This window comes from Streptomyces sp. NPDC059696, from assembly GCF_042733745.1.
Lineage (GTDB): Bacteria > Actinomycetota > Actinomycetes > Streptomycetales > Streptomycetaceae > Streptomyces.
The window spans coordinates 143,474-170,063 of the sequence record NZ_JBHWFG010000001.1; the positions used below are offsets into that span (position 1 = coordinate 143,474).

24 protein-coding genes are annotated in these 26,590 nt (G+C 71.6%); 15 read left to right on the forward strand and 9 right to left on the reverse strand.

Going from position 1 to position 26,590, the window contains the following annotated elements; all coding sequences use genetic code 11:
• Nucleotides 1–17: 17 nt before the first annotated feature.
• A complete protein-coding gene (locus ACFV20_RS00660; protein ID WP_385650727.1) occupies nucleotides 18–914 on the reverse strand; it encodes a hypothetical protein in 897 nt (298 codons plus the stop codon).
• Between the two features lie 240 nt (nucleotides 915–1,154).
• On the opposite strand from ACFV20_RS00660, the gene ACFV20_RS00665 reads away from it, so the two are divergent.
• The 3 genes from ACFV20_RS00665 to hutH all read left to right on the forward strand — a co-directional run bounded on the left by ACFV20_RS00665 (nucleotide 1,155) and on the right by hutH (nucleotide 5,120).
• Nucleotides 1,155–1,955, forward strand: coding sequence for an enoyl-CoA hydratase/isomerase family protein (locus tag ACFV20_RS00665; protein ID WP_385650730.1), 801 nt, complete (start codon nucleotides 1,155–1,157; stop codon nucleotides 1,953–1,955).
• 369 nt (nucleotides 1,956–2,324) lie between these two features.
• A complete protein-coding gene (locus ACFV20_RS00670) occupies nucleotides 2,325–3,473 on the forward strand; it encodes a diguanylate cyclase domain-containing protein (protein ID WP_385650732.1) in 1,149 nt (382 codons plus the stop codon).
• 108 nt (nucleotides 3,474–3,581) lie between these two features.
• Nucleotides 3,582–5,120, forward strand: coding sequence for a histidine ammonia-lyase (gene hutH, locus ACFV20_RS00675; RefSeq protein WP_385651260.1), 1,539 nt, complete (start codon nucleotides 3,582–3,584; stop codon nucleotides 5,118–5,120).
• Between the two features lie 167 nt (nucleotides 5,121–5,287).
• Here the strand turns inward: hutH and ACFV20_RS00680 are convergent, their stop codons facing one another.
• Nucleotides 5,288–5,602, reverse strand: a complete 315-nt coding sequence (locus tag ACFV20_RS00680) for a hypothetical protein (RefSeq protein ID WP_385650734.1) — start codon at nucleotides 5,600–5,602, stop codon at nucleotides 5,288–5,290.
• Between the two features lie 109 nt (nucleotides 5,603–5,711).
• On the opposite strand from ACFV20_RS00680, the gene ACFV20_RS00685 reads away from it, so the two are divergent.
• The 5 genes from ACFV20_RS00685 to ACFV20_RS00705 all read left to right on the forward strand — a co-directional run bounded on the left by ACFV20_RS00685 (nucleotide 5,712) and on the right by ACFV20_RS00705 (nucleotide 13,535).
• Nucleotides 5,712–6,041 (forward strand): hypothetical protein, encoded by a 330-nt coding sequence (locus ACFV20_RS00685; RefSeq protein WP_385650736.1) that lies wholly within the window; start codon nucleotides 5,712–5,714, stop codon nucleotides 6,039–6,041.
• 300 nt (nucleotides 6,042–6,341) lie between these two features.
• Nucleotides 6,342–7,589, forward strand: coding sequence for an Ig-like domain-containing protein (locus tag ACFV20_RS00690; RefSeq protein WP_385650738.1), 1,248 nt, complete (start codon nucleotides 6,342–6,344; stop codon nucleotides 7,587–7,589).
• Nucleotides 7,590–7,781: 192 nt separating this feature from the next.
• Nucleotides 7,782–9,227 (forward strand): ABC transporter permease, encoded by a 1,446-nt coding sequence (locus ACFV20_RS00695; RefSeq protein ID WP_385650740.1) that lies wholly within the window; start codon nucleotides 7,782–7,784, stop codon nucleotides 9,225–9,227.
• A gap of 102 nt (nucleotides 9,228–9,329) precedes the next feature.
• A complete protein-coding gene (locus ACFV20_RS00700; protein ID WP_385650743.1) occupies nucleotides 9,330–10,013 on the forward strand; it encodes an ABC transporter ATP-binding protein in 684 nt (227 codons plus the stop codon).
• 207 nt (nucleotides 10,014–10,220) lie between these two features.
• The gene (locus tag ACFV20_RS00705; RefSeq protein ID WP_385651262.1) at nucleotides 10,221–13,535 is read left to right on the forward strand and encodes a S8 family serine peptidase; all 3,315 of its coding nucleotides are present in this window, start codon (nucleotides 10,221–10,223) and stop codon (nucleotides 13,533–13,535) included.
• Nucleotides 13,536–13,736: 201 nt separating this feature from the next.
• On the opposite strand, the gene ACFV20_RS00710 is transcribed toward ACFV20_RS00705, so the two are convergent.
• Nucleotides 13,737–14,651, reverse strand: coding sequence for a helix-turn-helix domain-containing protein (locus tag ACFV20_RS00710; protein WP_385650745.1), 915 nt, complete (start codon nucleotides 14,649–14,651; stop codon nucleotides 13,737–13,739).
• A 178-nt stretch (nucleotides 14,652–14,829) separates the two neighbouring features.
• Between ACFV20_RS00710 and ACFV20_RS00715 the strand changes: the two genes are divergently transcribed.
• Together ACFV20_RS00715 and ACFV20_RS00720 are read left to right on the forward strand one after the other, a co-directional pair.
• On the forward strand, nucleotides 14,830–15,870 hold the full coding sequence (locus ACFV20_RS00715) for an NAD(P)-dependent alcohol dehydrogenase (RefSeq protein ID WP_385650747.1): 1,041 nt from the start codon (nucleotides 14,830–14,832) through the stop codon (nucleotides 15,868–15,870).
• Between the two features lie 140 nt (nucleotides 15,871–16,010).
• Nucleotides 16,011–16,394: a VOC family protein gene (locus ACFV20_RS00720; RefSeq protein WP_385650749.1), complete on the forward strand. Its 384-nt coding sequence runs from the start codon at nucleotides 16,011–16,013 to the stop codon at nucleotides 16,392–16,394.
• 385 nt (nucleotides 16,395–16,779) lie between these two features.
• On the opposite strand, the gene ACFV20_RS00725 is transcribed toward ACFV20_RS00720, so the two are convergent.
• The 3 genes from ACFV20_RS00725 to ACFV20_RS00735 all read right to left on the reverse strand — a co-directional run bounded on the left by ACFV20_RS00725 (nucleotide 16,780) and on the right by ACFV20_RS00735 (nucleotide 19,915).
• Nucleotides 16,780–17,466, reverse strand: coding sequence for a DUF4389 domain-containing protein (locus ACFV20_RS00725; RefSeq protein ID WP_385650751.1), 687 nt, complete (start codon nucleotides 17,464–17,466; stop codon nucleotides 16,780–16,782).
• A gap of 99 nt (nucleotides 17,467–17,565) precedes the next feature.
• Nucleotides 17,566–18,669: an AI-2E family transporter gene (locus tag ACFV20_RS00730; RefSeq protein WP_385651263.1), complete on the reverse strand. Its 1,104-nt coding sequence runs from the start codon at nucleotides 18,667–18,669 to the stop codon at nucleotides 17,566–17,568.
• A 124-nt stretch (nucleotides 18,670–18,793) separates the two neighbouring features.
• A complete protein-coding gene (locus ACFV20_RS00735; protein WP_385650754.1) occupies nucleotides 18,794–19,915 on the reverse strand; it encodes a hypothetical protein in 1,122 nt (373 codons plus the stop codon).
• 119 nt (nucleotides 19,916–20,034) lie between these two features.
• Here ACFV20_RS00735 and ACFV20_RS00740 point away from each other — a divergent pair, with 119 nt between their 5' ends.
• Nucleotides 20,035–21,189 (forward strand): cystathionine gamma-synthase, encoded by a 1,155-nt coding sequence (locus ACFV20_RS00740; RefSeq protein ID WP_385650756.1) that lies wholly within the window; start codon nucleotides 20,035–20,037, stop codon nucleotides 21,187–21,189.
• A 37-nt stretch (nucleotides 21,190–21,226) separates the two neighbouring features.
• On the opposite strand, the gene ACFV20_RS00745 is transcribed toward ACFV20_RS00740, so the two are convergent.
• The 3 genes from ACFV20_RS00745 to ACFV20_RS00755 form a co-directional block, all read right to left on the reverse strand.
• On the reverse strand, nucleotides 21,227–21,475 hold the full coding sequence (locus ACFV20_RS00745; protein ID WP_385650757.1) for a hypothetical protein: 249 nt from the start codon (nucleotides 21,473–21,475) through the stop codon (nucleotides 21,227–21,229).
• Nucleotides 21,472–22,029, reverse strand: coding sequence for a sigma factor-like helix-turn-helix DNA-binding protein (locus ACFV20_RS00750; protein ID WP_385650758.1), 558 nt, complete (start codon nucleotides 22,027–22,029; stop codon nucleotides 21,472–21,474). Before ACFV20_RS00750 ends, ACFV20_RS00745 begins: the two co-directional genes overlap by 4 nt.
• Nucleotides 22,030–22,472: 443 nt before the next feature.
• Nucleotides 22,473–22,979, reverse strand: coding sequence for a MarR family winged helix-turn-helix transcriptional regulator (locus ACFV20_RS00755; RefSeq protein WP_385651265.1), 507 nt, complete (start codon nucleotides 22,977–22,979; stop codon nucleotides 22,473–22,475).
• A gap of 163 nt (nucleotides 22,980–23,142) precedes the next feature.
• On the opposite strand from ACFV20_RS00755, the gene ilvA reads away from it, so the two are divergent.
• The 4 genes from ilvA (at nucleotide 23,143) to ACFV20_RS00775 (ending at nucleotide 26,522) form a co-directional block, all read left to right on the forward strand.
• Nucleotides 23,143–24,372: a threonine ammonia-lyase gene (gene ilvA, locus ACFV20_RS00760; protein ID WP_385650760.1), complete on the forward strand. Its 1,230-nt coding sequence runs from the start codon at nucleotides 23,143–23,145 to the stop codon at nucleotides 24,370–24,372.
• A gap of 175 nt (nucleotides 24,373–24,547) precedes the next feature.
• Entirely contained in the window at nucleotides 24,548–25,525 is a 978-nt protein-coding gene (locus ACFV20_RS00765) for an ATP-binding cassette domain-containing protein (RefSeq protein ID WP_385650762.1), read from the forward strand.
• A complete protein-coding gene (locus tag ACFV20_RS00770; RefSeq protein ID WP_385650765.1) occupies nucleotides 25,522–25,725 on the forward strand; it encodes an integral membrane transport protein in 204 nt (67 codons plus the stop codon). The genes ACFV20_RS00765 and ACFV20_RS00770 overlap by 4 nt, the downstream gene beginning before the upstream one ends.
• Nucleotides 25,722–26,522, forward strand: coding sequence for an ABC transporter permease (locus tag ACFV20_RS00775; protein ID WP_385650767.1), 801 nt, complete (start codon nucleotides 25,722–25,724; stop codon nucleotides 26,520–26,522). The genes ACFV20_RS00770 and ACFV20_RS00775 overlap by 4 nt, the downstream gene beginning before the upstream one ends.
• The last annotated feature ends 68 nt before the right edge of the window (nucleotides 26,523–26,590 follow it).

Genomic DNA, 26,590 nt, shown 5'->3' on the forward strand with positions numbered 1-26,590 from the left:
TACGTCGCTGCCGAGTGTCAGTGGCGGCCGATCGGTGGATCCACGCAGAGCCCGACGACCGGGACGCACAGGCCCGGGTCGTGCGGTGGTTTCTCCTTCTGGGGTGGTGCGGGTGCCGGGGCCGGTGTGGTCCGGGCCGGCGGTGCGGGGGGAGTCGTGCCCGGGCGTGGGGCGTCGCCGATGTGCGAGGCCGTGGGCAACGGGGCCGGGGCCTCGGCGTTCGGCGCGTCGGGGATGGTCGTGGTCGTGGTCGCGGGGGCGGTGGTGGTGGCCGTCACCGGGACGCCGGCCGCCGTGGACGGGGACGGCCGGGCGCCCTGGGTGACCGGTGACGGGGTCGGGTCTCCCAGGGTCGTGGGGGAGGAGGGGCTCGCGTCGGGGACGGCGGGGAAGGTGGCGGCGGCCCGGGTGGCGCCGTCCGTCGCGGTGGCGGCAGGGTCCGGGCGGGGCCCCGCTTCGAGCGGGCCGGTCCCGGCGCCCGGGCCGGAGGTCAGGCGCAGAAGACTGAGAGCGCCGGCGGCGAGGGCGAGGCCGCCGGTGGCGAGCAGGACCTTGCGGGGGCGGGGCTTGCGGTGCCGGCCCCGGCCTCTGCCGCGCGCAGCGAACGGACCGGTCGTACCCGGCGCCGGCGAGCGGGGCGCGAGCGGTTCACGTCGGTGAGGTGCGGTGCTGCTCTGAGTGGTGCTGCTCTGAGTGGTGCTGCTCTGGTGGGGTGCCGGTTCGCGTCGGACCGGTGGCGTGGGGTGCTGGCCGGGTGTGGGCTCGCGTCGGGGCTGTGGCGCGGGGGCTCGGCGGGGTGCGGACTCGCGTCTGACCGGTGGCGTGGGGTTCTGGCGGGGTGTGGGCTCGTGTTGGGCTTGTGGCGTGGCGGTCCTGGTGTCTCCGCGTGGCGTCGCCGTCGTGTCCGTCGTCATCCCCATCCCCATCCCCATCCCCTCCCCGAACCCTCTCCGGTGCGCGCACGCCCCCTGTGCGCCGTGAAGGATGCACGCTATGCGCTCCCATGGGCGGTTGGGTTGGAGTTGGGGGGATGTCACTCGAACGGGTGGGCGGGGGGTTGCGCGGACCCGGGCGCGTCCGCCCTTTCGCGGGCGGGGCGCGGCTGCGATGATCGGGGCGTCGACCTTGTTAACCCGCGTTAACCGGAGGGTGTCATGAGTGAGGAACGGTTCGGGGAGTTCGTGCTGGTGCGTCGGCATGAGCAGGGGCACGTCGCGGAGCTCGTCCTCGACCGGCCCAAGGCCATGAACGCGGTGTCGACGGAGATGGCGCGGTCCCTCACCGGGGCGTGCGCGGCGCTCGGTGAGGACCGGGACGTACGGGCGGTCGTCCTCACCTCGACGCACGAGCGGGCCTTCTGCGTCGGGGCGGACCTGAAGGAGCGCAACTCCTTCAGCGACGCGGATCTGCTGCGGCAGCGGCCGGTGACGAGGGCGGCGTACACCGGCGTGCTGGAGCTGGCGGTGCCGACGGTGGCGGCGGTGCACGGGTTCGCGCTCGGCGGCGGGTTCGAGCTGGCGCTCGCGTGCGACGTGATCGTGGCGGACCGGACGGCTGTGGTGGGTCTGCCGGAGGTGTCCGTCGGGGTGATCCCCGGAGGCGGGGGGACGCAGCTGCTGCCGCGGCGCGTCGGGGCGGCCCGGGCGGCCGAGCTGATCTTCACCGCGCGGCGGGTGGAAGCCGCGGAGGCGGCCGAGTCGGGGCTGGTCGACCGGCTGGTCGAGGAGGGGCGGGACCGGGAGGAGGCGCTGGCGCTGGCGACCCGGATCGCCGGGAACTCGCCGGTGGGGCTGCGGGCGGCCAAGCGGGCGCTGCGGCTCGGGCAGGGGCTGGACCTGCGGGCCGGGCTGGAGGTCGAGGACGCGGCGTGGCGGACCACGGCGTTCTCGGGCGACCGGGCGGAGGGCGTCGCGGCCTTCAACGAGCGGCGCACACCGCAGTGGCCGGGCGAGTGAGCGAGCGGCGCACACTGCCATGCCCGGGCGGGTGGGCGAGCGGTGCACCTCGCAGTGGCCGGGCGGGTGGGCGAGCGGGCGGCGTACATCGAGGTGGCCCGGGGCGAGTGAGCGAGCGGCGCACACCGCCATGCCCGGGCGGGTGAGCGAGCGACGCACCTCGCAGTGGCCGGGCAGGTGAAACGAGCCGTGCATGCCGCGGTGGCCCGGGGGAGTAGGCGGCTTCGGACGCGCAGCGGTCGCGTGGGCGCAGGCTCGGGTGGCGTGCGCGGTGGTCCGGTGCGACGGAGCGGGAGGCGGGTGACAACCGTCGTCCCCGTTCGCGTCGTAAACAGGTCAGTCTGGCTGGAAACTCCCTAGCCTGGAGTGATGGGTGAGGACAGACGGCTCGCGGCCGTCGTCGCGTTGGCTCAGGGGATGGCGGCCGCACACGGGTCGCGTGAGGCGTGGCGCGCCGCGGCCACCGGGGCGTGCCGGGCGCTGGGTGGGAGTTTCGCCGCGCTGTCGGTGTGGGAGCGCGAGCTGGGGCGGCTGCGGGTCCTGGTGAACGTCGGGGAGCTCGCCGAGGGGGAGGAGGAGTTCCCGGAGGACGAGGCCTACCCGGTGCACCAGTTCGCGGAGATCACTGAGTTCCTGCACGAGCAGTGGGCCGGCGGCGGGGAGCCCGACGCGTGGGTGGAGACCGCCGAGGGGCCCGCCGCCGGCCGGCCCGGCTACTGCCACCAGCGGGTCGCCGCCCTGCGCCGCCGCGGGCGCGGCTGCTGCGTGGTCGCGCCCATCGTGCTGCACGGCCGGGCGTGGGGCGAGCTGTACGTGGCCCGGCCGGCCGGGGAGGCCGTCTTCGGGCGGGCTGACGCCGACTTCGCCACGGTCCTGGCCTCCGTCGTGGCCGCCGGCATCGCCCAGACGGAGCGGCTGGAGGAGGCCCGGCGGCTCGCCTTCACCGATTCCCTCACCGGGCTGGCCAACCGCCGTGCCGTGGACGTACGCCTGGAGCGGGCGATCGAACGGCACCGCCGGGACGACGCCGTGGTCAGCCTCGTCGTCTGCGACCTGAACGGGCTCAAGCGGGTCAACGACACGCATGGGCACGCCGCCGGGGACCGGCTGCTGGAGCGGTTCGGATCGGTGCTGTCGCTGTGCGGGGCCATGCTGCCGGGGGCGTTGGCCGCGCGGCTCGGCGGGGACGAGTTCTGTCTGCTCGCGGTCGGGCCGCCCGCCGACCAGGTCGTGAAGGCGGCGGGCGAACTGTGCCGCAGGGCGGCTGAGTTGGAGCTCGGGGACGGGGTGGCCTGCGGGGTCGCGTCCACCGAGGATCCGATCGGGCCGGTGCGCTCGGCCCGGCGGCTGTTCCGGCTGGCCGACGCCGCGCAGTACCGGGCCAAGGCCGAGCGGGCGGACCGGCCGGTGGTGGCGGGCCGGGCCGGGCCGGACGACCCCGTCCTTCGGCTGGCGGACGAACCGCCCACGGAGGCGGGCGGAGAGCGGCGGCGGTTCCGGGGCCGGCACGCGCCCTGACCTCGGCGACGTGGGTGGTCGCCGGGGTGTGACGTATTCGGTAAGGGGTGAACGCCGCGCCCAGTGGTGACACATTCGAATTCACTGCGTACGCTCCTGAATATGGATATGCACACTGTGGTGGTGGGGACGTCCGGCGTGACCGCGTCCGACGTGCTCGCCGTGGCGCGCGGCGGCGCCCGCGTCGAGCTCTCCGAGGAGGCCGTGGCCGCCCTCGCCGCGGCCCGCGAGATCGTGGACGCGCTGGCGGCCAAGCCGGACCCCGTGTACGGCGTGAGCACCGGCTTCGGCGCCCTGGCGACCCGGCACATCAGCCCCGAGCTGCGCGCCCAGCTGCAGCGCAACATCGTCCGCTCGCACGCCGCCGGGATGGGCCCGGCCGTGGAGCGGGAAGTCGTCCGCGCGCTGATGTTCCTGCGGCTGAAGACCGTCTGCTCCGGGCACACCGGCGTCCGGCCCGAGGTCGCGCAGACCATGGCCGACCTCCTCAACGCCGGGATCACCCCGGTCGTGCACGAGTACGGCTCCCTCGGCTGCTCCGGCGACCTCGCGCCGCTGTCCCACTGCGCGCTCGCGCTGATGGGCGAGGGCGACGCCGAGGGCCCCGACGGCGTCGTGCGGCCGGCTGCCGAACTCCTCGCCGCGCACGGCATCCGGCCGGTCGAGCTGCGCGAGAAGGAGGGCCTGGCCCTCCTCAACGGCACCGACGGCATGCTGGGCATGCTGGTGATGGCCCTGGCCGACCTGGAGACGCTCTACCGGTCCGCCGACGTCACCGCCGCCCTGTCCCTGGAGGCGCTGCTCGGCACCGACAAGGTCCTCGCGCCCGAGCTGCACGCCATCCGGCCGCACCCGGGGCAGGCCGCCAGCGCCGCCAACATGCTGGCCGTGCTGAAGGGCTCGGGCCTGACCGGGCATCACCAGGACGACGCCCCGCGCGTCCAGGACGCCTACTCGGTGCGCTGCGCCCCGCAGGTCGCCGGCGCCGGGCGCGACACCATGGCGCACGCGCGGCTGGTCGCCGACCGCGAGCTGGCCGCGGCGGTGGACAACCCCGTGGTGCTGCCCGACGGGCGGGTGGAGTCCAACGGCAACTTCCACGGGGCGCCCGTCGCCTACGTGCTGGACTTCCTGGCCGTCGCGGCCGCCGATCTCGGCTCGATCGCCGAGCGGCGCACCGACCGGCTGCTCGACAAGAACCGCAGCCACGGCCTGCCGCCCTTCCTCGCCGACGACGCCGGTGTGGACTCGGGCCTGATGATCGCTCAGTACACGCAGGCCGCGCTGGTGAGCGAGCTGAAGCGGCTCGCCGTACCGGCGTCCGCCGACTCGATCCCGTCCTCCGCCATGCAGGAGGACCACGTCTCGATGGGCTGGTCGGCGGCGCGCAAGCTGCGCACGGCGATCGACAACCTCACGCGTGTGATCGCCATCGAGCTCTACGCCGCCGCACGCGCGGTGGAGTTGCGCGAGGGGCTGACCCCGGCGCCCGCGTCGCGGGCAGTCATCGACGCCGCACGGGAGGCGGGAGTCCAGGGGCCCGGTCCGGACCGGTTCCTCGCGCCCGACCTCGCCGCGGCGGACGCGTTCGTGCGCGACGGGCGGCTGCTGGCCGCGGTCGAGAAGGTCACCGGGCCGTTGCAGTAGGGCGAAGGGCCCGGGCGTCGGCAATGCGGCGGGGCCCGGCCGTCGGCAAGGCGGAGGAGCCGATCGTCGGCAATGCCGGGGCCCGGTCGTCAGCCGTCAGCCGGGCAGGGGTCCTCGTCAGCAGGGCGGCGGGGCCTTCCGGGCGGTGGGCCCTGCCTCAACCGCCGTCAGAGACCGAGTCGTTCCCGGCGCACCGAGTACACGACGAAGCCGGCGCCGAGCGTCAGGCAGAAGGTCCCGCCGATCACGTACGGGGTGCTGTCGAAGCTGCCCGTGTCGGCGAGACGGGTGTCGCCGACCGAGGCGTCCGCGGTCGTGGCCGCGATCCGCGCCTGCTCCGTGACCTGCGGCGACGGACTCGTCGAGACCGCGTCTCTCACCGGGGAGTCCGACGTCGCGTTCGCGGACGGGACGAACCACAGGGCGCCCAGCAGGGACGCTGCGGCGGTGGCGGTCAGCAACGGACGGCGAGCGGATGACACGGAATATCGATCCCCTTGTGACGCTGGCGAATTGGCCGTGTGGGGCGATGTTAGTGAAAGTCGCGGGTCACGGGAAAGTCACGGGAGGGCCTGGACGTACGCTCCCGCCATGAGCACTCCAGAGACATCACGTTTTGTACGGCTTCGGGTGGAACTCGTTGTCGAGGTCGACGACGCGGACGCGGTCACCAAGTCCGCGCTGCGCCGGATCGCCGACGAGGCGGACATGCCGGCGGCGGAGAGGACCCACGCCGAGAGCGCTGTGACGGAAGACACCGCGGAGGCCCTCGCGTACCTCGTGGACCCGTTCGACCTGGTCAGCCAGGTGCCCGGGGTGGAACTCCAGCAGGCCTCCTGGAGCAGTGAGCGGATCGACTACGACCCCGACTCGCCGGACTGGGACCTCGACGAGGATGATGGCGAGGACAGTGACGGCTGAGCTGCCCGGAAACCCGTGACCCCGGGCGGCAACCGCCGCCCGGGGTCTTCGCGTCTCAAGCGGCGCACCGACCGCACCCGCACCGACCGCACCGACCGACCGACCGCGCCGTCCGTCCGACGACCGCACCGCCCGTCACGGACGTGTTGATCCCCACACCGGCGTGAACTGGGGAACCGAGCGCACCGGTCGTAGCGTTGAACGTTCCGGATGAGGACTCACGAGTCCCGGCGGGGGCACTCAGTGGTGACGGGGACACTCGGAGTTTTGGGGAAATCGGCAACGATGGAGAAGCGTGTGATGACGGTCAGTAAGCGGCGCAAGGGCCTGACGGTCGCGTCCGCACTGCTCGGCGGGGTTCTGGTGCTCTCGGCCTGTTCCGGTGGTGACGACGACGCCTCCGGTGGCGGCGGCGACAGCTCCCAGTCGAAGGTCGACGAGGCCGCGGCGAAGAAGACCTCCGAGGCCCAGATCAAGATCACGCCTGAGGACGGCTCCGACAACGCCTCCATCAACAACTCCGCCACCGTCACCGTGAGCAAGGGCACGCTCACGGACGTCAAGATGACGACGTCCGAGGGCACCGAGGTGAGCGGCCAGATATCCGCCGACAAGACCAGCTGGAAGCCGACCGCCCAGCTGGAGCGGTCCACCACCTACAAGCTGGCGGCCGAGGCGAAGGACTCCGACGGCCGCGTGGCCCACGAGAACGCCTCGTTCACCACGGTCTCCCCGGCCAACAGCTTCATCGGCAACTTCACGCCGGACGACGGCACCACCGTCGGCGTCGGCATGCCGGTCTCGATCACCTTCGACAAGGCGATCACCAACAAGGCCGCGGTCCAGAAGGGCGTCAAGGTCAGCACGACCAGCGGCCAGGAGGTCGCCTGCCACTGGTTCAACGCCAACCGCATGGACTGCCGGCCCGAGGACTACTGGAAGGAAGGCTCCACCGTCACGCTGAAGCTCGCGCTCGACGGCGTCGAGGGAGCCAAGGGCGTCTTCGGCGTCCAGCAGAAGACGGTCACCTTCAAGATCGGCCGCAACCAGGTCTCGTACGTCGACGCGAAGACCAAGCAGATGAAGATCACCCAGGACGGCAAGACCGTCCGCACGATCCCGATCTCCGCCGGCTCGCCCGAGAACAAGACCTACGAGGGCATCATGGTGATGTCCGAGAAGTTCAAGGAGACGCGCATGAACGGCGCGACCGTGGGCTTCACGGACGACGACGGCAAGGGCGAGTACGACATCAAGGACGTGCCGCACGCCATCCGCCTCTCCAGTTCCGGCACGTTCATCCACGGCAACTACTGGGGCGCGAAGTCCATCTTCGGCAGCGTGAACACCAGCCACGGCTGCGTCGGTCTGCAGGACGCCAAGGGTGCCGACGACCCGAACACCCCGGGCGCCTGGTTCTTCAAGAACTCGATGCTCGGTGACGTGGTGGTCGTCCAGAACACCGGCGACAAGACGGTCGCCCCGGACAACGGCCTCAACGGCTGGAACATGAGCTGGGCCGACTGGAAGGCCGGTTCGGCGGTCTGACGGTCCGCCGGTCCCCACCAGGGCCTCACCGGACGCAAGGCCGCCGCCCACCCCGCACAAGGGGTGGGCGGCGGCCTTTCCGCTGTTCTCCTCCACCTCGTTCTCCTCCACCTCGTTCTCCTCCACCTCGTTCTCATCCACCTCTTATGCGCGGCTCAAGCTCTCATCACGGACCGTCCCTAGCTTGCGGCCATGTTCTTCACCTATCTGAGGCGCGAGTTGCGCCGCCGCAGAAAGGCGGCCCTCGTCGTCGCCTCCGGACTGGCGCTCGGTATCGCGCTGGTCATCGTCGTCACGTCCGTGTCCGCCGGTATGAGCAGGGCGCAGGACAAGGTCCTGCAGTCGCTGTACGGGCTGGGCACGGACATGACCGTCACCAAGGCCGCGGCGCCCGCCGCGAGCAGCACCGAGCGGCCGCGGTTCCGCTTCGACGCCCAGGACGACGGCTCCACCGGTGAGCAGAGCAGCGACCGGGTCATGGTGCGGGGATTCCAGACGCTGGCGAGTTCGACCGTGAGCGAGGTCGGGGACCAGGACGGCGTCGCGGACGCCGTGGGCGGGCTGAGCCTCCAAGTCGTCAAGGTCAGCGGCGCGTTCACGCGGGGCCGCTTGGAGCAGGGCGGGAGCGGCGCGCAGGAGCCCGGCCGGGGCGGTGCCCAGCCCTCGCCGCAGGGCCGGGTCGAGGGCGGCGGCGCCGACTTCGACGTCAACAGCTACTCCGTCTTCGGCACCGACGTCACCAAGCCCTCCCTCGGCCCGCTGACCTCCTCGAAGATCACCAGCGGCCGGACCTTCACGACGGCCGAGACGAACGCCCGGGTCGCCGTCGCGGACTCGGCGTACGCCAAGGAGAAGAAGCTCAGGACCGGCTCCACGGTCACCATCAAGGGCAGCAGGTTCAAGGTGGTCGGCATCGCCACGGCCGACAGCGGGGACGCGGCCGCGAACCTCTACGTGCCGCTGAAGCAGGCGCAGACGCTGGCCGGCGCCAAGGACAAGGTCACCACGGTCTACGTCAAGGCCACCGGCTCGCAGCGGATCGCCGACGTCAAGTCGGAGATCCAGAAGAACGTCCCGGGCACGACGGTCACCACCTCCGCCGACCTCGCCTCCACCGTCTCCGGCTCGCTGTCCACGGCCTCCTCGCTCGCCGCGCGCGTCGGCACATGGCTGTCGGTCGTGGTGCTCGTGGCCGCGTTCCTGGTGGCGGGCCTGCTCACGTCCTCGGCGGTCTCCCGCCGGGTGCGCGAGTTCGGCACGCTCAAGGCGCTGGGCTGGAGGTCGGGCCGGGTGACACGGCAGGTGGCCGGAGAAGCGATGGTCAACGGCCTGGTGGGCGGTGTGCTGGGGATCGCGCTGGGGCTGGCGGGCGCGTACGCCGTGACGGCCGCGAGTCCCACCCTGCAGGCGCAGTTGGGCGCCGGCGGCGGGAGCGAGGGCCCGCGGGGCGGCTTCGGCGGCCCGGGCCGGGCGGCGGCCACGCAGACCCTCGACGTCGCCCTCACCGCACCGGTGAGCCTGACAACCATCGTGCTGGCGGTGGCCCTGGCCGTGACGGGCGGTCTGGTCGCCGGCGCGTTCGGCGGCTGGCGGGCCTCGCGGCTGCGCCCGGCGGACGCCTTGCGCCGAGTCGAGTAGCGCCCCTCAGGGGCGCGGGGCTGTATCGCCATGCGGCTCCGCCGCGTGAGCGCGACCAGTCCCCACGGCCCGCACCCGAAAGACGATCCAAGGAGCCCGACCATGTACGAACTCAGAGCTGTCACCAAGCACTACACCCGGTCCAAAGACACCGTCCGCGCCCTCGACGGCATCGACCTCACCATCCCCGACGGCGACCGGCTGGTCATCCAGGGCCCCACCGGCGGCGGCAAATCCACGCTGCTGCAGATGCTCGGCGCTCTGGACCGCCCCACCGCGGGTGAAGTCGTCCTCGACGGCACCGATCTCGCCGCACTGCCGGAGGCGCGACTGACCCGGGTGAGAAGCGAAAGCATCGGCTTCGTCTTCCAGTCCTTCAACCTCATCCCGACGCTCACCGCGCAGGAAAACGTGGAGACGGCACTCGTCCCTCTCGGGGTGAAGCCGAAACAGCGACGCGAACAGGCCGCCGAGGCACTGAAATCGGTCGGTCTCGGCGAGCGACTCGCCCATCTGCCCGGCGAGATGTCCGGCGGCCAGCAGCAACGCGTGGCCATCGCCAGGGCCCTGGTGAAACGGCCGAAGGTGCTGCTCGCCGACGAACCCACCGGAAATCTGGATGAATCGATGCGCGACGAGATCATGGACGTACTCGAACGCATGTGGGAGGAACTCGGTCTCACCTTCGTGATGGTCACCCACGACTCGGCGATAGCGGGCAAAGCGCCGCGCGTGGCGACGATCCGCAAGGGCCGCATCACTGTCAAGGAGAACGCGCGTGCGTAACCGTGCGGCCCTGTAACGGAGTTCCGTCGGCCGTGTAACAGTCGGCCGAAGGATTTCTTACCGTCATCTCATCTATTGAGCACCTGATCACCCGTCGGCATACTGCGTATTCCGGGGGGTGTACGTGCAGACGTACGAGACCGCCCCCGGCCGGGTGAACGGGGAATTCGCCCGGTTCTTCTGCAAGGGGGAAACTTGCGCAGACAAGTGAAAAGGGCGTGCGCGGCCACGGTCGCCACTGCGGCGGCCGTGGCCCTGGCGGCGGGCATGACCAGCCCGGCGTCGGCCGACGGCGAGCGGGCGGCGACGTCCGCCACGCCGGCATCCCTGACCGCCAAGCACCGCGTCACACTGATCACCGGAGACCGGGTCGTCCTGGACGCCAAGGGCCGTGTCATCGGCCTGGAGCACGCCAAGGGCCGTGAGAACGTACCCGCCCAGGTCCGCAGGGCCGACGGTCACACCCTCGTGATCCCGGCCGACGCGGCCCGCCTGGTCGCCACCGGCAAGCTCGACCAGCGGCTCTTCGACGTCACCGAGCTGAACAAGTCCGCGACCCGCAAGGCCCAGAAGAAGGGCCTGAAGGTCATCGTCGGCTACCGGGGCAGCGCCGCGGCCACCAAGGCCGACGTCCGCGAGGCCGGCACCCTGCGCCACGCGCTGAAGTCCGTCAACGCGGACGCCGTGCAGACGCCGCAGCAGGACGCGCCCGAGCTCTGGGACGCGGTCACCGACGGCGAGAAGACCGCCTCCGGCATCGCGCACGTCTGGCTCGACGGCGTCCGCAAGGCCAGCCTCGACAAGTCCGTCCCGCAGATCGGCGCGCCCAAGGCGTGGGCGGCCGGCTACGACGGCAAGGGCACCAGGATCGCCGTCCTGGACACCGGCGTCGACGCCACCCACGACGACCTCAAGGGCCAGGTGGTCGCCGCCAAGAACTTCACCACCTCGCCCGACGCCTCCGACAAGGTCGGGCACGGCACGCACGTCGCCTCCATCGCGGCCGGAACCGGCAAGAAGTCCGGCGGCACATACAAGGGTGTCGCGCCCGGCGCGAAGATCCTCAACGGCAAGGTCCTGGACGACGGCGGCTTCGGCAGCGACTCCGAGATCCTCGCCGGCATGGAGTGGGCGGCCGCCGAGGGCGCCGACGTCATCAACCTGAGCCTGGGCGGCGGTGACACGCCCGCCATCGACCCGCTGGAAGCGGCGGTGAACAAGCTGTCCGCCGAGAAGGGCGTCCTGTTCGCCATCGCGGCCGGCAACGAGGGCGACTTCGGCGACCAGACCATCGGCTCCCCGGGCAGCGCCGCCGCGGCCCTCACCGTCGGCGCCGTCGACGACAAGGACAAGCTCGCCGACTTCTCCAGCCGCGGCCCCGGTCTGGACGGCGCCCTCAAGCCCGACGTGACCGCGCCCGGCGTGGACATCACCGCGGCCTCCGCCCCGGGCAACCAGATCGCCCAGGAGGTCGGCGAGAAGCCGGCCGGCTACATGGCGATCTCCGGTACGTCGATGGCGACCCCGCATGTCGCGGGCGCGGCGGCGATCCTGAAGCAGCAGCACCCGGACTGGAAGTACACCGAGCTGAAGGGGGCCCTCACCGGCTCCACCAAGGGCGGCAAGTACACCCCGTTCGAGCAGGGTTCGGGCCGGATCCAGGTCGACAAGGCCATCAAGCAGTCCGTGATCGCCGAGCCGGTCTCGGTGAGCTTCGGGGTGCAGCAGTGGCCGCACACCGACGACAAGCCGGTCACCAAGGAGCTGACGTACCGCAACCTCGGTACGAAGGACGTCACGCTGAAGCTGGCGTCGACGGCCACCAACCCCAAGGGCCAGGCCGTCCCGGCCGGCTTCTTCAAGCTCGGCGCCACCTCGGTGACGATTCCGGCCGGCGGCAAGGCCTCCGTGCCGTTCACCGTCAACACCAAGCTCGGCGGCACGGTCGACGGCGCGTACGCGGCGTACGTGACGGCGACGGGCGGCGGCCAGACCGTCCGCACGGCGGCGGCCGTGCAGCGCGAGGTCGAGTCGTACGACGTCACGCTGAAGTTCCTCGACCGCGCCGGCAAGCCGGCGAAGAACTACAGCGCCGACCTGACCGGCATAGCCGGCCTGGGCAAGGGCAAGGGGGCCGCGCCGTACGACGAGGACGGCACCGTCACCGCCCGCGTCCCCAAGGGCACCTACGTCCTCAACACGAACATCTACGTGGGCGACGACCCCGAGAAGTACGAGGGCGCGGACTGGCTCGCCCAGCCCAAGCTGAACGTCACCAAGAACAGCACGATCACGCTGGACGCCCGCAAGGCCAAGCCGGTGGACATCACCGTCCCGGCCACCGGCGTCAAGTCGGAGTTCGCCTCGGCCGACTACACCGTGGGAAGCGGTGACGACGGCTACATCTTCGGCTGGTGGCTGGAGTCCTACGACAACTTCCGCAGCGCCCACGTCGGCCCGCAGATCACCGACGGTTCGGTGACCCAGCAGTGGGACGGCCACTGGACCAAGGGCGGCACGGAGGAGTACGACGTCGTCGCCGGCGGCCCGGTCAAGCAGCTCGCCACCGGCTTCACCAAGCACTACAAGGCGAGCGAACTCGCCACGGTGAAGGCCGGCCTCGGCGCCTCGGCGAGCGGCAAGAAGGGCGCGATCAACGCGGTGGGCTGGATGCCGTGGAGCAGCGGCGCCTCCTCGATCGGCATCCCGCAGACCCTGCCCGGCACCCGGACCCTGCACCTGTCCACCCAGGGCGGCGTGAAGTGGCAGCTCGAGTTCAACCAGTCCGGCGGTGTGGACGAGGAAGGGTTCCCGGTCGACGAGGCCGCCTACACGCTGGGCGAGCACACGTACGCGGCCGGCAAGAGCTACTCCAAGACCGTCAACACGGCCGTCTTCGGACCGCGTCTGAGCGGCGACTTCGGCGTCATCCGTGAGGGCAACCAGATCTACGGCTCCCTGCCGCTGTTCGCCGACGGCAAGGGCAACGTGGGCTGGTCGAAGTTCTCCGCGGTCGACACGACCCTGTACCGCAACGGCACCAAGGTCGGCAGCAACGACGACCCGCTGTTCGGTGACAAGCAGTTCAAGGTCCCGGCCGCCGACGCCGAGTACAAGCTGACGACGTCGGTCAAGCGCAGCGTCAAGGTCGCCGCGGCCTCCACCCGCGTCGACGCCGGCTGGACGTTCCGCTCCAAGAAGACCAGCGGCATCACCAAGCTGCCCGTCTCCACGGCACGCTTCCTCGCGACCACGGACCTGGGCAGCAAGGCCCCGGCCGACCGGACCGTCAAGGTCCCGGTCACCGTCGAGGGGGCGGCCAAGGGCAGCAACCTGAAGTCGCTGTCGGTGTACGTGTCGTACGACTACGGCAAGACCTGGAAGAAGCTGACCGTCAAGGACGGCAAGGTCAGCGTCAAGAACCCGGCGAAGGGGAAGGGCATCTCCTTCCACGCCAAGATCGCCGACAAGAAGGGCAACAAGTCGACGATCTCGATCTACAACGCGTACTACGGCAAGTAAGCGGTAGCCCCAACGCGTTGACGGCCCGTCGGAAGCCACGGCTTCCGGCGGGCCCGCCGCGTCAGTGGCGTCCTCGTAAAACCGGCGCCGTGACCGCCATGATCACGGCGACCGTCGACCGAGGCACGACGGTGAAGGCCGACCGAGGCACAACGGTGAAGGCCGACCGAGGCACGACGGTGAAGGGCGCACCGGTGCCGCTCAGTCCGACGGTGTCGACGCCCTGGTGCCCGAGCGGGTCGCGTCCGTGCCCCAGCTCGCCAGGAGGCGCAGGGCCTCCGCCGAGGGGGTGCCGGGCTCCGCGTGGTAGGTGATCAGGGACTGTTCCGCGTCGTCGACCAGGCGGAAGGTCTCGAAGGACAGCGTCAGGTCGCCGACCAGGGGGTGGCGCATGCGCTTGACGCCATAGCTCTTCTCCTTGACGTCGTGGGCGGCCCAGAGGCGGCGGAACTCCTCGCTCTTCACCGACAACTCACCCACCAGCGCGGACAGCTGCGGGTCGTCCGGGTGACAGCCCGCATCCAGGCGCAGATAGCCGACGATGTCGGCCGCCTTCTGGTCCCACTCGACGAACAGCTCGCGGTACTCGGGGCGCAGGAACACCATCCGCGCCCAGTTCCGCTCCTGGGCCGGCAGGTCCGCCCAGTCGCCGAAGAGGGCCGCGGCCATCCGGTTCCAGGCCAGGACGCTCGAGCGGCGCCCGACGACGTACGCCGGGACGCCGTCCATCGAGTCCAGCAGGTGCCGCAGCGCCGGCCGCACCTGCTGGCTGCGCGCCACCTGCTTCTTCTTGTGCTGTTTCGGCTTCGCCAGATGCGTCAGGTGCGCGTGCTCGGCGTCGCTCAGCCGCAGGGCCCGCGCGATCGCGTCCAGCACCTCCGCCGAGACGTTGCGGCCGTTGCCCTGCTCCAGCCGTGTGTAGTACGCCACGGACACCCCGGCCAGCTGCGCCAGCTCCTCGCGGCGCAGCCCGGGCACGCGCCGCCGCCCGAAGTCGGGCAGCCCCACGTCCTCGGGCTTCAGCCGGGCCCGCCGGGTGCGCAGGAACTCACTGAGCTCGGCACGCCGGTCCAGGCCGCCGCCGGTCGTCCGCGCGGATTCGGGCTGTTCGTCCATGCCGTCCAGTATTCACGGTCGTACGCACACGAGCCTGACCCCGCCAGTGGTACGCACCGTGTGCGTACGCAAAACCGTGGTCTGGGTGAGTCCCGAGGGAACGGGCACGCTGGTGATCGTGCCCGGTCAGAAGATCCAGAAGGCGGCCGGGCCACGACCCCGCTAGGAGAACCCCGGCATGACCACGACTGCTGCGTACGCCGCTCCCGCCCCCAAGGCTCCGCTGGAGCGCACCACCATCGAGCGCCGCGAGGTCCGCGAGTTCGACGTCCTGATCGACATCAAGTTCGCCGGTATCTGCCACTCCGACATCCACCAGGCCCAGGAGGGCTGGGGCGAGGCGATCTTCCCGATGGTCCCCGGCCACGAGATAGCCGGTGTCGTCTCCGCGGTCGGCCCGGGCGTCACGAAGTTCGCCGTGGGCGACCGCGTGGGCGTCGGCTGCATGGTCGACTCCTGCCGCGAGTGCGAGAACTGCAAGGCCGGCCGGGAGCAGTACTGCGTGCAGGGCAACGTCCCGACGTACAACGGCATCGGCAAGGACGGCGAGCCCACCTACGGCGGCTACTCGCAGAACGTCGTCGTCGACGAGAACTTCGTCGTCCGCATCCCCGACGGCCTCTCCCTCGACGTCGCCGCTCCGCTGCTGTGCGCCGGCATCACCCTCTACTCCCCGCTGCGGCGCTTCGGTGCCGGCCCCGGCAAGAAGGTCGCGATCGTCGGCCTGGGCGGCCTCGGCCACATGGGCGTGAAGATCGCCCACGCGCTCGGCGCCGAGGTGACCGTGCTGTCGCAGTCCCTGCGCAAGCAGGAGGACGGCCTGCGGCTGGGCGCCGACCACTACTACGCCACCAGCGACCCGAAGACCTTCGAGGAGCTCGCCGGCACGTTCGACCTGATCGTGTCCACGGTGTCCGCCCCGCTGGACTTCAACGCCTACCTCTCGCTGCTGAAGACCGAGGGCACGCTGGCCAACGTCGGCGCCCCCGAGGAGCCGATCTCCCTCAACCTCTTCTCGGTGATCGGCGGCGGCAAGACCCTCGCCGGTTCCATGATCGGAGGCATCGCGGAGACCCAGGAGATGCTGGACTTCTGCGCCGAGCACGGTCTCGGCGCCGAGATCGAGCTGATCCGCGGCGACCAGATCAACGAGGCGTACGAGCGGGTCCAGTCCAGCGACGTCCGCTACCGGTTCGTGATCGACACGGCGACGATCTGACGTCGGGCCCGTGTGCGGCAGCCCTGGGCCCCGGCGCGTGCCGGGGCCCAGGGCTTTCCTGATGCACGGCGGGCCGCACGCGGGGTACACGTGGGGGAGTGCACCAGAGGGGTTCACCGCTACGTCAGGGGAGGCCCGCCATGACCGTGCAGCTGAACCACACCATCGTCGTCGCCCACGACAAACGCGTGTCCGCCCGGTTCCTCGCCGACCTCCTGGGACTCGACGTGAGCCCGCCCTACGGCCCGTTCCTCCCCGTCGAGCTCCCCAACGGCGTGACGCTCGACTTCATGGACAGCCCCGGCGCCATCACGCCGCAGCACTACGCCTTCCTCGTCTCGGAGGAAGAGTTCGACGAGATCTTCGGCCGCATCCGGGAAGCCGGACTGACCTACTGGGCGGACCCGTTCCACAGCCGCCCGGGGGAGATCAACCACAACGACGGCGGCCGCGGGGCCTACTTCGACGACCCCGACGGCCACCGCCTGGAGATCATCACGAGGCCCTACGGAAGCGGCAGCTGAGGAGCGGGCCGTCGCCGAGCCGGGCCGATGCGCACCACCCGGAAAAGCAGCCCCCGGACCCCCGAGCCCGGGGCACCGGGACCCTCGGCCCCACGAGCCCCGGGCCGCGGACTCCGGGCTCCCTGGACCCCGGCCCCACGAGCCCCGGGCCTCGGACTCCGGACCCGCTGGACCTCGGCCCCACGAGCCCCGGGCCTCGGACGCCCGGACCCCCGGGACCCCAAGACGCCGGGGGCTTCAGGGACCCGGAAGCTCAGGACGGGTGGCCCGTTTCCGTGGGCCGGTCCTGCTGCTCGAAGGTCCATACCGCGCGGGTCCCCGGTCCGACGCGAGGGAGCGTAGGGCGGGAGGAAACGCTTCCGCTGCGGATTTCGCCTGCGCGTGCTCAGGCCTTGGCCAAGGGGTCGGCCGGTGGCGGTGCCGCCGCCGCGGGCTCCTGCCCGCCCTGGTCGAGCCGGAACGGCGGGTACGCGTCCGTCAGCAGCGCCGCGTAGGCCGCCACCCGGGCCGCCCAGCGGGCGAGGCCGATCAGGAAGTCGAAGAGCGGCCGCGGGTAGCGGGCGGTGAAGAGCAGGATGACCACGGCGACCAGCGAGAGAAACGGCAGCAGCCCGGCTCCCCGCCAGTCGTCGCTGTCGCCCCAGCCGCCCCCGACGATCATCGCGACGACGATGTACTGCGGGATCGCCAGCAGCCACCACTTGACCAGCACCAGCCCCCGGGACAGCCGCTCGGGGTAGACGACGTCGAAGCGCGCCGGGTAGTCGGGCACGTCGGCGAGGGTGAACGGCGGGTACCGGTCGGTGCCGAGCACGGTGTGGGCGTAGTAGCCGACCCGCCAGTTCCAGCGCAGCACTCCGACGCTGAAGTCGAAGAGGGAGCGCGGGTAGCGGGCGGTGAACAGGACGGCGAAGAAGGCGATCACCGTCACGACGACGAACGCGATCCACAGGAAGAACAGCACGAAGTAGTGCGGGATGGCGAGCAGCCACTTCACCAGCCACATCCACCGGGACAGGCGGGGGTCGACGGAGGCTTCCAGTCGTACGGGTGACACGGCGGCAGGAATCATGAGGCGGCACTCCTCTCGCCTGCAGCCTCGCAAGCGGGAGTCGGCCCCGCGACCCGGGCGGGGCCGTTCGCGCGCCCGGCCCCCCGGCCGCCGGGCCTCTCAGGACGGGACGGCGGCCCCGGGGTCCGGCTCGTCCGCGTCCGCTTCGGCGTCCGGATCGGCGAGCTGCTCGCGCACGTAGTTCCAGACCACCGCGATCAGCGCGGCCACCGGCACGGCGAGCAGGCTGCCGACGATGCCGGCCAGGTTGCCGCCGAGGGTCACCGCCAGCAGGACGACGGCCGCGTGCAGGCCCAGCCCGCGGCTCTGCAGCATGGGCTGGAAGACGTTGCCCTCCAGTTGCTGCACCACGACGATGATGACCAGCACGATCAGCGCGTCCGTCACACCGTTGGAGACGAGCGCGATGAGCACCGCGACGAACCCGGCGAACAGGGCGCCGATGATCGGCACGAACGCCGAGACGAAGGTCAGCACCGCCAGCGGCAGCACCAGCGGCACGCCCAGGACCCACAGGCCGATCCCGATCAGGACGGCGTCGAGCAGCCCGACGGCCGCCTGGGACCGCACGAAGGCGCCCAGGGTGGCCCAGCCGCGGTCGCACACCGTGGGGACGTCGGTGGCGAGCCGGCCGGGCAGCTGGCGGGACAGCCACGGCAGGAACCGCGGGCCGTCCTTGAGGAAGAAGAACATCAGGAAGAGCGCGAGGACGGCGGTGACGACACCGTTCACCACCGTGCTCACGCCCGTCACGACCGCGCCCACCATGCTGCCGACGCCTTCCTGGGCGCGCGAGACCGCGCTGTCGAAGGCCTTGTTGATCTGCGCGTCCCCGATGTTCAGCGGCGGCCCGGCCGCCCACTCGCGCAGCTGCTGGATCCCCTTGACGACCCCGTCGGTCAGCTCCCCGGACTGGGACGCCACCGGCACCGCGATCAGCGCCACCACACCGGCGGCGACCAGCAGGAACAGCACGGTCACGACCGACGCGGCCAGCGCGGGCGGCCATCCGCGCCGGCGCAGGAGCCGGGCCGCGGGCCAGGTCAGCGTGGTCAGCAGCAGCCCGACGACGAGCGGCCACACCACCGACCACATCCGGCCCAGCAACCACAACGCCAGGGCCGACACGGCGAACACCAGCAGCACATCGAGGGAAACGCGCGCGGATATCCGCAGCGCGGCACGGGATCGGTCGGAACTCAAAGGCGCAGTCACGCAGGCACCCTACGGGCTGACCGCGCGACCGCAGCAGCCCCGTGCACCCCAGGAGCGGGGCCGTCAGCGGACGGTGTACATGCCGAAGATGTGCAGAAGGGCCGCAGCGGGCTCAGTGCGGCAGGCTCGCCGGGCTGCCGCCGTTCGCCTCGTAGCCCGCCACCGCCAGAGCCCGGTACACCGCGAACTCCGCCGCCGGATCCGCGGACAGGGTCCAGGGCAGGGCCCCCACGTGGCCGTCCACGTGCACCAGCTGGCTCATGGCCTCCGACCAGCGCTCGCCGCGCACCAGGAAGAACACCAGCATGTGCCGGACATGGGCGAGCATCGGGTCGTCGGGGCGGGCCGAGTGCACCGCGTGCAGCGCGCCGTGGACCGCCTTCGTGACGACCTCGCTCTGCCAGAAGCTCGCGACGAGGGTCACCTCCGGGAGATGCTCGAACACCGCGAAGAGCGGCATCGCCGACAGGAGGGAGCCCCGGGGCGCCCGCGCGGCCGCGGCCTCGGCGAACGCGTACGCCTCCGCGCGCGAGCCGTGCCACTTCTCGCACCAGTAGTGCAGCGCCGCCAGGTGCGCCCCCATATGGGCCGGGGCGCGGTCCAGGATCTTCAGCCAGAGCTGCTCGAAGTCCTTCTGCGCGTAGCCGAGGCCGCGGGCCACCGACAGCTCGACGACGTACGGGATGGGGTCACCGGGGGCGAGCAGTGCCGCCTCGCCGCACGCCGTCCTCGCCTCCTCCATGATGATCCGGAACTCGTCCGTCCCGGGCGTCGCCGTACGCCACGCCTGCTGCACCAGGAACTCGGCGTGCACCGCCGCACCGCCCGCGTCCTTGGGCGCCTCGGCGCGCCACACGCGCAGCCACTGCCCGCCCGGCGCCTCGCTCACCCCGCCCGGCCGCCGCGACAGCTCCAGCGACGCCGCGCCCGCGAAGGCCTGCACGCGCTGCCAGCGCCGCTCGCCCTCCGTCTCGGTGCCCGCCAGGAGCTGCTGCGCCGCGCGGTAGTCCTGCGTGCGCTGCACCACGTCCAGGACGTCCAGCAGGTCCTGGTCCGGCCCCGGCATGCGGATGTCGAGCTCTTCCTCCAGGACGAAGCCGTAGTTCGCCGGGTCCGCGGCGTCCGGGTGGTCCGGCGAGACCAGCCCTATCGCACCGCCGCGCTTGCGCCGCAGAAAGGGGAGCAGCACGAAGCCCAGCATGACCAGCGCGATCAGGACCCAGAGAATCTCCATGCGTCAAGCGAACCAGACCGCGCCGACAATTGGCCAACCTGCTCCCGGAACCTGTGGAAAACCCCGCGCCGCCCCCGTCCCCCCGCGCGCTGCGTCTTCGCGCATTACCCTCGGTGCCCATGAGCGACAGGCACATCAGTCAGCACTTCGAGACGCTCGCGATCCACGCGGGCAACACCGCCGACCCCCTGACGGGCGCGGTCGTCCCGCCGATCTACCAGGTCTCGACCTACAAGCAGGACGGCGTCGGCGGGCTGCGCGGCGGCTACGAGTACAGCCGCAGCGCCAATCCCACCAGGACCGCGCTGGAGGAGAACCTCGCCGCCCTGGAGGGCGGCCGCCGCGGTCTCGCGTTCGCGTCCGGGCTGGCGGCCGAGGACTGCCTGCTGCGTACGCTGCTCAGCCCCGGCGACCACGTGGTCATCCCGAACGACGCGTACGGCGGGACGTTCCGCCTGTTCGCCAAGGTCGTCGCCCGCTGGGGCGTCGAGTGGTCGGTCGCCGACACCGGCGACGCGGCCGCCGTGCGGGCCGCCATCACGCCCAAGACCAAGATCGTCTGGGTGGAGACGCCCTCCAACCCGCTGCTCGGCATCACCGACATCGCCGCCGTCGCGCAGGTCGCCCGGGACGCCGGTGCCCGCCTCGTCGTCGACAACACCTTCGCCACGCCCTACCTCCAGCAGCCGCTGTCGCTGGGCGCGGACGTCGTCGTGCACTCGCTGACGAAGTACATGGGCGGTCACTCCGACGTCGTCGGCGGTGCCCTGATCACCGGTGACGCGGCCCTCGGCGAGGAACTGGCCTTCCACCAGAACGCGATGGGCGCGGTCGCCGGACCCTTCGACTCGTGGCTGGTGCTGCGCGGGACCAAGACCCTGTCCGTCCGCATGGACCGGCACAGCGAGAACGCGGCCAAGGTCGCCGACATGCTCACCCGGCACGCGCGCGTGACGAGCGTGCTGTACCCGGGCCTGCCCGAGCACCCCGGCCACGAGGTCGCCGCCAAGCAGATGAAGTCGTTCGGCGGCATGGTCTCCTTCCGCGTCGAGGGCGGCGAGGAGGCGGCCGTCGCGGTCTGCAACCGCGCGAAGATCTTCACGCTGGGCGAGTCCCTGGGCGGTGTGGAGTCGCTGATCGAGCACCCCGGCCGCATGACGCACGCCTCCGTGGCCGGCTCGGCCCTGGAGGTCCCGGGCGACCTGGTGCGGCTGTCCGTCGGCATCGAGAACGCCGAGGACCTGCTGGAGGACCTGCAGCAGGCACTCGGCTAGCAAGACCGCGCCGGCCGGACCGGCCCCCACGCGGGGGTCACCAGCCGGTGAGGGGTGGGGTCGTGTCGGACGGCGGCTCCACCCACGGCCGGGCCGTCAACGCCCACACCGTGAACGCGACGGCCGCCGCGCACAGCAACAGCCACATGGCGCGGCGGGCGAGCGTCCTGCGCCGCAGCATGCGACCGCCGCGGCGCACCGCCTCCGCGTGGATCTCGGGCGGCACCGGCAGTGACGGGCCCTGAAGGAGCCTGCGTACGGCCGCGTCGCGGTCGTTCCCGCTCATGCCGGCCTCCCGCCTGCCGGCCTCCCGCCTGCCGGCCTCCCGTCTGCCGGACTCATGGCGTCGCCTTCGCGGGCGACACCGCGGGCGCCGGGCCCCCGCGAGCGGTGCAGCAGGGCCGACGTCGCCCGGTGCGAGATCGCCCGGACGCGTTCCGGGGACAGCCCTAGCAGGGCCGCCGTCTGCTCCTCGGCGACACCCTCGTGCAGCCTGAGCACCAGGATGAGCCGCTCCTGCGGGGTGAGCGGCGCGAGAGGGCTCGCGGGGTGCGGCCGGGAGCGGCCGAGTACGCCGTGGTGGTGCCAGGCGCCGCGCGCGAAGCGGATGGCCAGTTGCCGGCGGGTGTGGTCGTAGGGGTCTTCGCCGTGCAGCCGGTCCCAGCACGCGTACGTGTGGGCCAGCGACCGCGTCAGCAGGCGCCGCGCGCGGGGGTTGTCGTCGGGGGACTCGGCGGTGAGCAGTGTGGCGGCGTGCAGCAGCCGCCCGGCCGCGCCCGCGACGAACGCCTCGAACTCCCGGGCGCGACGGGTTGCCCGGGACGCATGCCGCTCCAGCACTGCGCCTCCCGCCTGACGGCGACCCTGAGGATGCGGGCCCCGGCCGCGCGCGACGGGGGCCCGGTCTCATATCAGGCCAGTGACGGCCCCCCGGTCAAGAGCCGCGCAAGGGTCGCTGGGCGCCACGCGCGCGTGCGACGCCGGTCGTCGTGCGGGAGAGGGACAGGAAGCGGGCGCGAGAGGCTTCAGGGCGTGGCCGGGAGCGGCTTCAGGGCGTGGCCGGGAGCCGGGCTGCGGGGGCGTTCGCGACGCGGTCGGGACGGTCCCAGGCGCGTACGCGACGCTGTCCGGACGGTGCCCCGGGGCATTGGCGACGCGGTCCGGACGCGTGATCACGGGCGTTCGCGACGGGGGTCGGGACGGTGCCCCGGCGCGTCGGCGACGCGGTCCGGACGGTGCCCCGGGGTGTTCAGGGCACGGCCGGGAGCCGCGGCGCGGGGTGGTCAGGACGTCGACGGCGCCTCCGGACCCGGTACGCCCTGTGCGCTCATCCGGGAGGACAGCGCGGTGTTGAAGCGCGTGAGGAGGTCGCAGAAGGCCTCGCGCTCCTCCGGCTCCCAGTCGTGCGTCAGTTCGGCCATCAACTGGCGCCGGGAGGAGCGCACTTCCTCCAGGCGGGCCTGGCCGCGCGGGGACAGCTGCAGCACCACCGCGCGCCCGTCCTCGGGGTGCGAGGTGCGTTTGACCAGACCGGTGTCGACGAGCGGAGCCACCTGCCGGGTGACCGTCGAGGAGTCGATCCCCATGCTCGCGGCGAGCGCCTTGACGCCCATCGGGCCTTCTTTGTCGAGGCGGTTGAGCAGCAGATACGCGGCGCGGTCCATGGAGTTGCGCACCTGCCCGACCCCGCCGAGCCGGGTCTGTTCGGCACGGCGGGCGAACAGCGCCACCTCGTGCTGCAGCGTGTCGAGAAGACCGGTGTCACCGACGGTCGTCATGTCCATCGACATTTCAGGTGTTGTGGGCATGGCCGGGGGCTCACTTCGTGGAGGGCTGGCAGATTGGGGGACAGGGTACGCGGCCGGAAGGCAGGCCGTACCGGCGCTGCGCAAAGCGGGTCTCGGAGGTTGGTCACAACGGCCGTTCCCGCCTGTGAACTGCGATGCTGGAGTCATGAGCTACAGCACGGCTGACTCCTTTCGGCCCGTCACCCTCGACGACGTGCGCGGCGCGCAGAAGATGCTGTCGGGTGTGGCGCGGGTGACCGCGATGGAGGGCAGCAGGCACCTGTCCCAGATGGTCGGCGCGCCGGTGCACCTCAAGTGCGAGAACCTCCAGCGGACGGGCTCGTTCAAGCTGCGCGGCGCGTACGTCCGGATCGCGGGCCTGCTGCCGGAGGAGCGTGCCGCCGGTGTCGTCGCCGCGAGCGCCGGCAACCACGCGCAGGGGGTCGCCCTGGCGTCGTCCCTGCTGGGCGTGCGCTCGACGGTGTTCATGCCCAAGGGCGCCCCGCTGCCGAAGGTGAGCGCCACCCGGGACTACGGGGCGGAGGTCCGTCTGCACGGCCAGGTGGTCGACGAGACGCTGGCCGCCGCGCAGGAGTACGCGGCCGAGACGGGCGCCGTGTTCATCCACCCCTTCGACCATCCCGACATCATCGCGGGCCAGGGCACGGTGGGCCTGGAGATCCTGGAGCAGTGCCCCGAGGTGCGCACGGTCCTCGTCGGTATCGGCGGGGGCGGGCTGGCCGCCGGCATCGCGGTGGCGGTGAAGGCGTTGCGGCCGGAGGTGCGGGTCGTGGGCGTGCAGGCGGCGGGCGCGGCGGCCTACCCGCCCTCGCTGGCGGCGGGCCGGCCGGTGGCGGTGGAGAATCCGGCGACCATGGCCGACGGCATCAAGGTGGGGCGGCCGGGCGACGTGCCGTTCAGGATCATCGACGAGCTGGTCGACGAGGTGCGCACGGTCAGCGAGGACGAGCTGTCGGCCGCGCTGCTGCTGTGCCTGGAGCGGGCCAAACTGGTCGTCGAGCCGGCCGGGGCGAGCCCGGTCGCGGCGTTGCTGAGCGATGCCGGCGCCTTCGAGGGCCCGGTCGTCGCGGTGCTGTCCGGCGGGAACGTCGATCCGGTGCTGATGGAGCGGGTGCTGCGGCACGGCATGGCCGCGCAGGGCCGCTACCTGGCGGTCCGGCTGCGGCTGACGGACCGGCCCGGTGCCCTTGCCACTCTTCTGGGCGTGTTGTCAGTGGTCGACGCTAACGTCCTCGATGTGAGCCACGTGCGGACCGACCCACGGCTCGGGCTCACGGAGGCGGAGGTCGAGCTGCACCTGGAGACGAAGGGCCCGGCGCACTGCGCCGAGGTGGGTCAGGCACTGCGCGAGGCGGGCTACACGGTCATCGGCTGAGCGGGCCCCGACCCGGTCGCGGGACCCTGCCCGGACCCGTCAAGATCCTTTCGTCTCACGGAGAGCAACACGGAAAAACTCATTGTGAGACGCGATACATCGCGTTATGGTGTGTTGGTGAGACAAAGCTTCGCCGGACATCCGTCCGGTCATCCCCGAAGACGTGGAGACTCATATGCCAGGCGCCATCTACGCCGAAGGTCTGGTGAAAACCTTCGGTGACGTAAAGGCCTTGGACGGCGTCGACCTCGACGTGCCCGAAGGCACGGTCCTCGGCCTGCTCGGGCCGAACGGCGCGGGCAAGACCACCACCGTCCGCTGCCTGACCACCCTGCTGCGGCCCGACAGCGGGCGAGCGGTCGTCGCGGGCATCGACGTGCTCAAACAGCCGGACGCGGTCCGCCGCTCCATCGGCCTGTCCGGCCAGTTCGCGGCCGTCGACGAATACCTCACCGGCCGGGAGAACCTCCAGATGGTCGGCCAGCTCTACCAGATGCGGGCGAAAGCGGCGAAGGAGCGCGCGGCCGAACTGCTCGAGCAGTTCCACCTCACCGACGCCGCCGACCGCCCCACCAAGACCTACTCGGGCGGCATGCGCCGCCGCCTCGACCTCGCAGCCGCCCTGGTCGTCTCGCCGCCCGTGATGTTCATGGACGAGCCGACCACCGGCCTCGACCCCCGCAACCGCCAGCAGCTGTGGGAAGTCATCAAGCAGCTGGTCTCCGGCGGCACCACCCTGCTGCTCACCACGCAGTACCTGGAGGAGGCCGACCACCTGGCCCACGACATCGCCGTGGTCGACCACGGCAAGGTCATCGCCAAGGGCACCTCCGACCAGCTCAAGGCCCGCACCGGCGGCGAGCGCGTCGAGGTCGTGGTGCACCAGCGCGAGCACATCCAGGCCGCCGCCGACGTCCTGGCCGGCTTCGGCAAGGGCGAGACCAGCGTCGAGGAGCACATGCGCAAGCTCACCGCCCCGGTGACCGGCGGTGCCAAGCTCCTCGCCGAGGTCATCCGCGAGCTGGACACCCGCGGCATCGAGATCGACGACATCGGCCTGCGCCGGCCGACCCTCGACGACGTCTTCCTCTCCCTGACGGGACACGTGGCCGAGACCAAGGACCAGGAGAACGACAAGGAGGCCGTCCAGTGAGCGCCGTCACCGACACCGTGCGGGTCGCGCCGGCCGCGAACCCGGTCAGCCAGTCGATCCGGGACTCGATGGTCGTCGCCAAGCGCAACCTGCTCCGCATGTCACGGATCCCGAATCCTGTTCGCTCGGGTCGGTCAGGACTCATCTCGTCGCGGACCCGAGAACTGCACGTGAGCGCCGGGAAGGGGCAGGCGAAGTGAGCGCTGTGAGCGATTCCCTGGTCGTCACTCGCCGGAACCTAATTCGGATGAGCCGGATTCCCGAGATGATCATCTTTGGGCTTGTCCAGCCAATCATGTTCGTCGTGCTGTTCACCTATGTGTTCGGCGGCTCGATCCAGGTCGGCTCGTCCACCTCCACCCAGGCCTACCGCGAGTTCCTGATGGCGGGCATCTTCGCCCAGACCGTCACCTTCGCCACGGCGGGCGCCGGCGCGGGCATCGCCGATGACATGCACAAGGGCCTCATAGACCGTTTCCGCTCCCTGCCTATGACGCGTGGTGCGGTGCTGACAGGCCGGACCATCGCCGACCTCGCGCAGACGGCGCTCACCCTCGTCGTCCTGGCGGTCGTCGCCCTGATCGTCGGATGGCGCACGCACGAGAACCTCGGCAAGGTGCTCGCCGGATTCGGCCTGCTCCTACTCCTCGGCTATGCGTTCTCGTGGATCGGCGCACTCATCGGCCTGTCCGTGCGCACGCCTGAAGCGGCGACCTCGGGCGGCCTGATCTGGCTGTTCCCGCTGACATTCATCTCGAATGCCTTCGTCGACGCGAACATGATGCCGTCGTTCCTGCGGCACATCGCGGAGTGGAACCCGTTCAGCGCCACTGTGCAGGCGTGCCGTGAGTTGTTCGGAAACCTCCCCCCGGGCTTCAAGGCGCCCGACGCCTGGCCCATGCAGCATCCTGTGTGGGCGTCGCTGATCTGGTCGGTCGTGATCATCCTGTTCTTCCGCACGCTGGCGGTCCGCAAGTACCGCCAGGCGTCTGGTTGATGGCCTCGTCTCATGGCCCCCGGCTCGGTGGCGGATTCAAGGGGTCGTCGCAACACGTGGTGTGTTGA

Coding starts and splice junctions, on each gene's coding strand:
- ACFV20_RS00660 (WP_385650727.1), bottom strand. CDS start 914: ATGACGACGGACACGACGGCGACGCCACGCGGAGACACCAGGACCGCC.
- ACFV20_RS00665 (WP_385650730.1), top strand. CDS start 1,155: ATGAGTGAGGAACGGTTCGGGGAGTTCGTGCTGGTGCGTCGGCATGAG.
- ACFV20_RS00670 (WP_385650732.1), top strand. CDS start 2,325: ATGGGTGAGGACAGACGGCTCGCGGCCGTCGTCGCGTTGGCTCAGGGG.
- hutH (WP_385651260.1), top strand. CDS start 3,582: ATGCACACTGTGGTGGTGGGGACGTCCGGCGTGACCGCGTCCGACGTG.
- ACFV20_RS00685 (WP_385650736.1), top strand. CDS start 5,712: ATGAGCACTCCAGAGACATCACGTTTTGTACGGCTTCGGGTGGAACTC.
- ACFV20_RS00690 (WP_385650738.1), top strand. CDS start 6,342: ATGACGGTCAGTAAGCGGCGCAAGGGCCTGACGGTCGCGTCCGCACTG.
- ACFV20_RS00695 (WP_385650740.1), top strand. CDS start 7,782: ATGTTCTTCACCTATCTGAGGCGCGAGTTGCGCCGCCGCAGAAAGGCG.
- ACFV20_RS00700 (WP_385650743.1), top strand. CDS start 9,330: ATGTACGAACTCAGAGCTGTCACCAAGCACTACACCCGGTCCAAAGAC.
- ACFV20_RS00710 (WP_385650745.1), bottom strand. CDS start 14,651: ATGGACGAACAGCCCGAATCCGCGCGGACGACCGGCGGCGGCCTGGAC.
- ACFV20_RS00715 (WP_385650747.1), top strand. CDS start 14,830: ATGACCACGACTGCTGCGTACGCCGCTCCCGCCCCCAAGGCTCCGCTG.
- ACFV20_RS00720 (WP_385650749.1), top strand. CDS start 16,011: ATGACCGTGCAGCTGAACCACACCATCGTCGTCGCCCACGACAAACGC.
- ACFV20_RS00725 (WP_385650751.1), bottom strand. CDS start 17,466: ATGATTCCTGCCGCCGTGTCACCCGTACGACTGGAAGCCTCCGTCGAC.
- ACFV20_RS00735 (WP_385650754.1), bottom strand. CDS start 19,915: ATGGAGATTCTCTGGGTCCTGATCGCGCTGGTCATGCTGGGCTTCGTG.
- ACFV20_RS00740 (WP_385650756.1), top strand. CDS start 20,035: ATGAGCGACAGGCACATCAGTCAGCACTTCGAGACGCTCGCGATCCAC.
- ACFV20_RS00745 (WP_385650757.1), bottom strand. CDS start 21,475: ATGAGCGGGAACGACCGCGACGCGGCCGTACGCAGGCTCCTTCAGGGC.
- ACFV20_RS00755 (WP_385651265.1), bottom strand. CDS start 22,979: ATGTCGATGGACATGACGACCGTCGGTGACACCGGTCTTCTCGACACG.
- ilvA (WP_385650760.1), top strand. CDS start 23,143: ATGAGCTACAGCACGGCTGACTCCTTTCGGCCCGTCACCCTCGACGAC.
- ACFV20_RS00765 (WP_385650762.1), top strand. CDS start 24,548: ATGCCAGGCGCCATCTACGCCGAAGGTCTGGTGAAAACCTTCGGTGAC.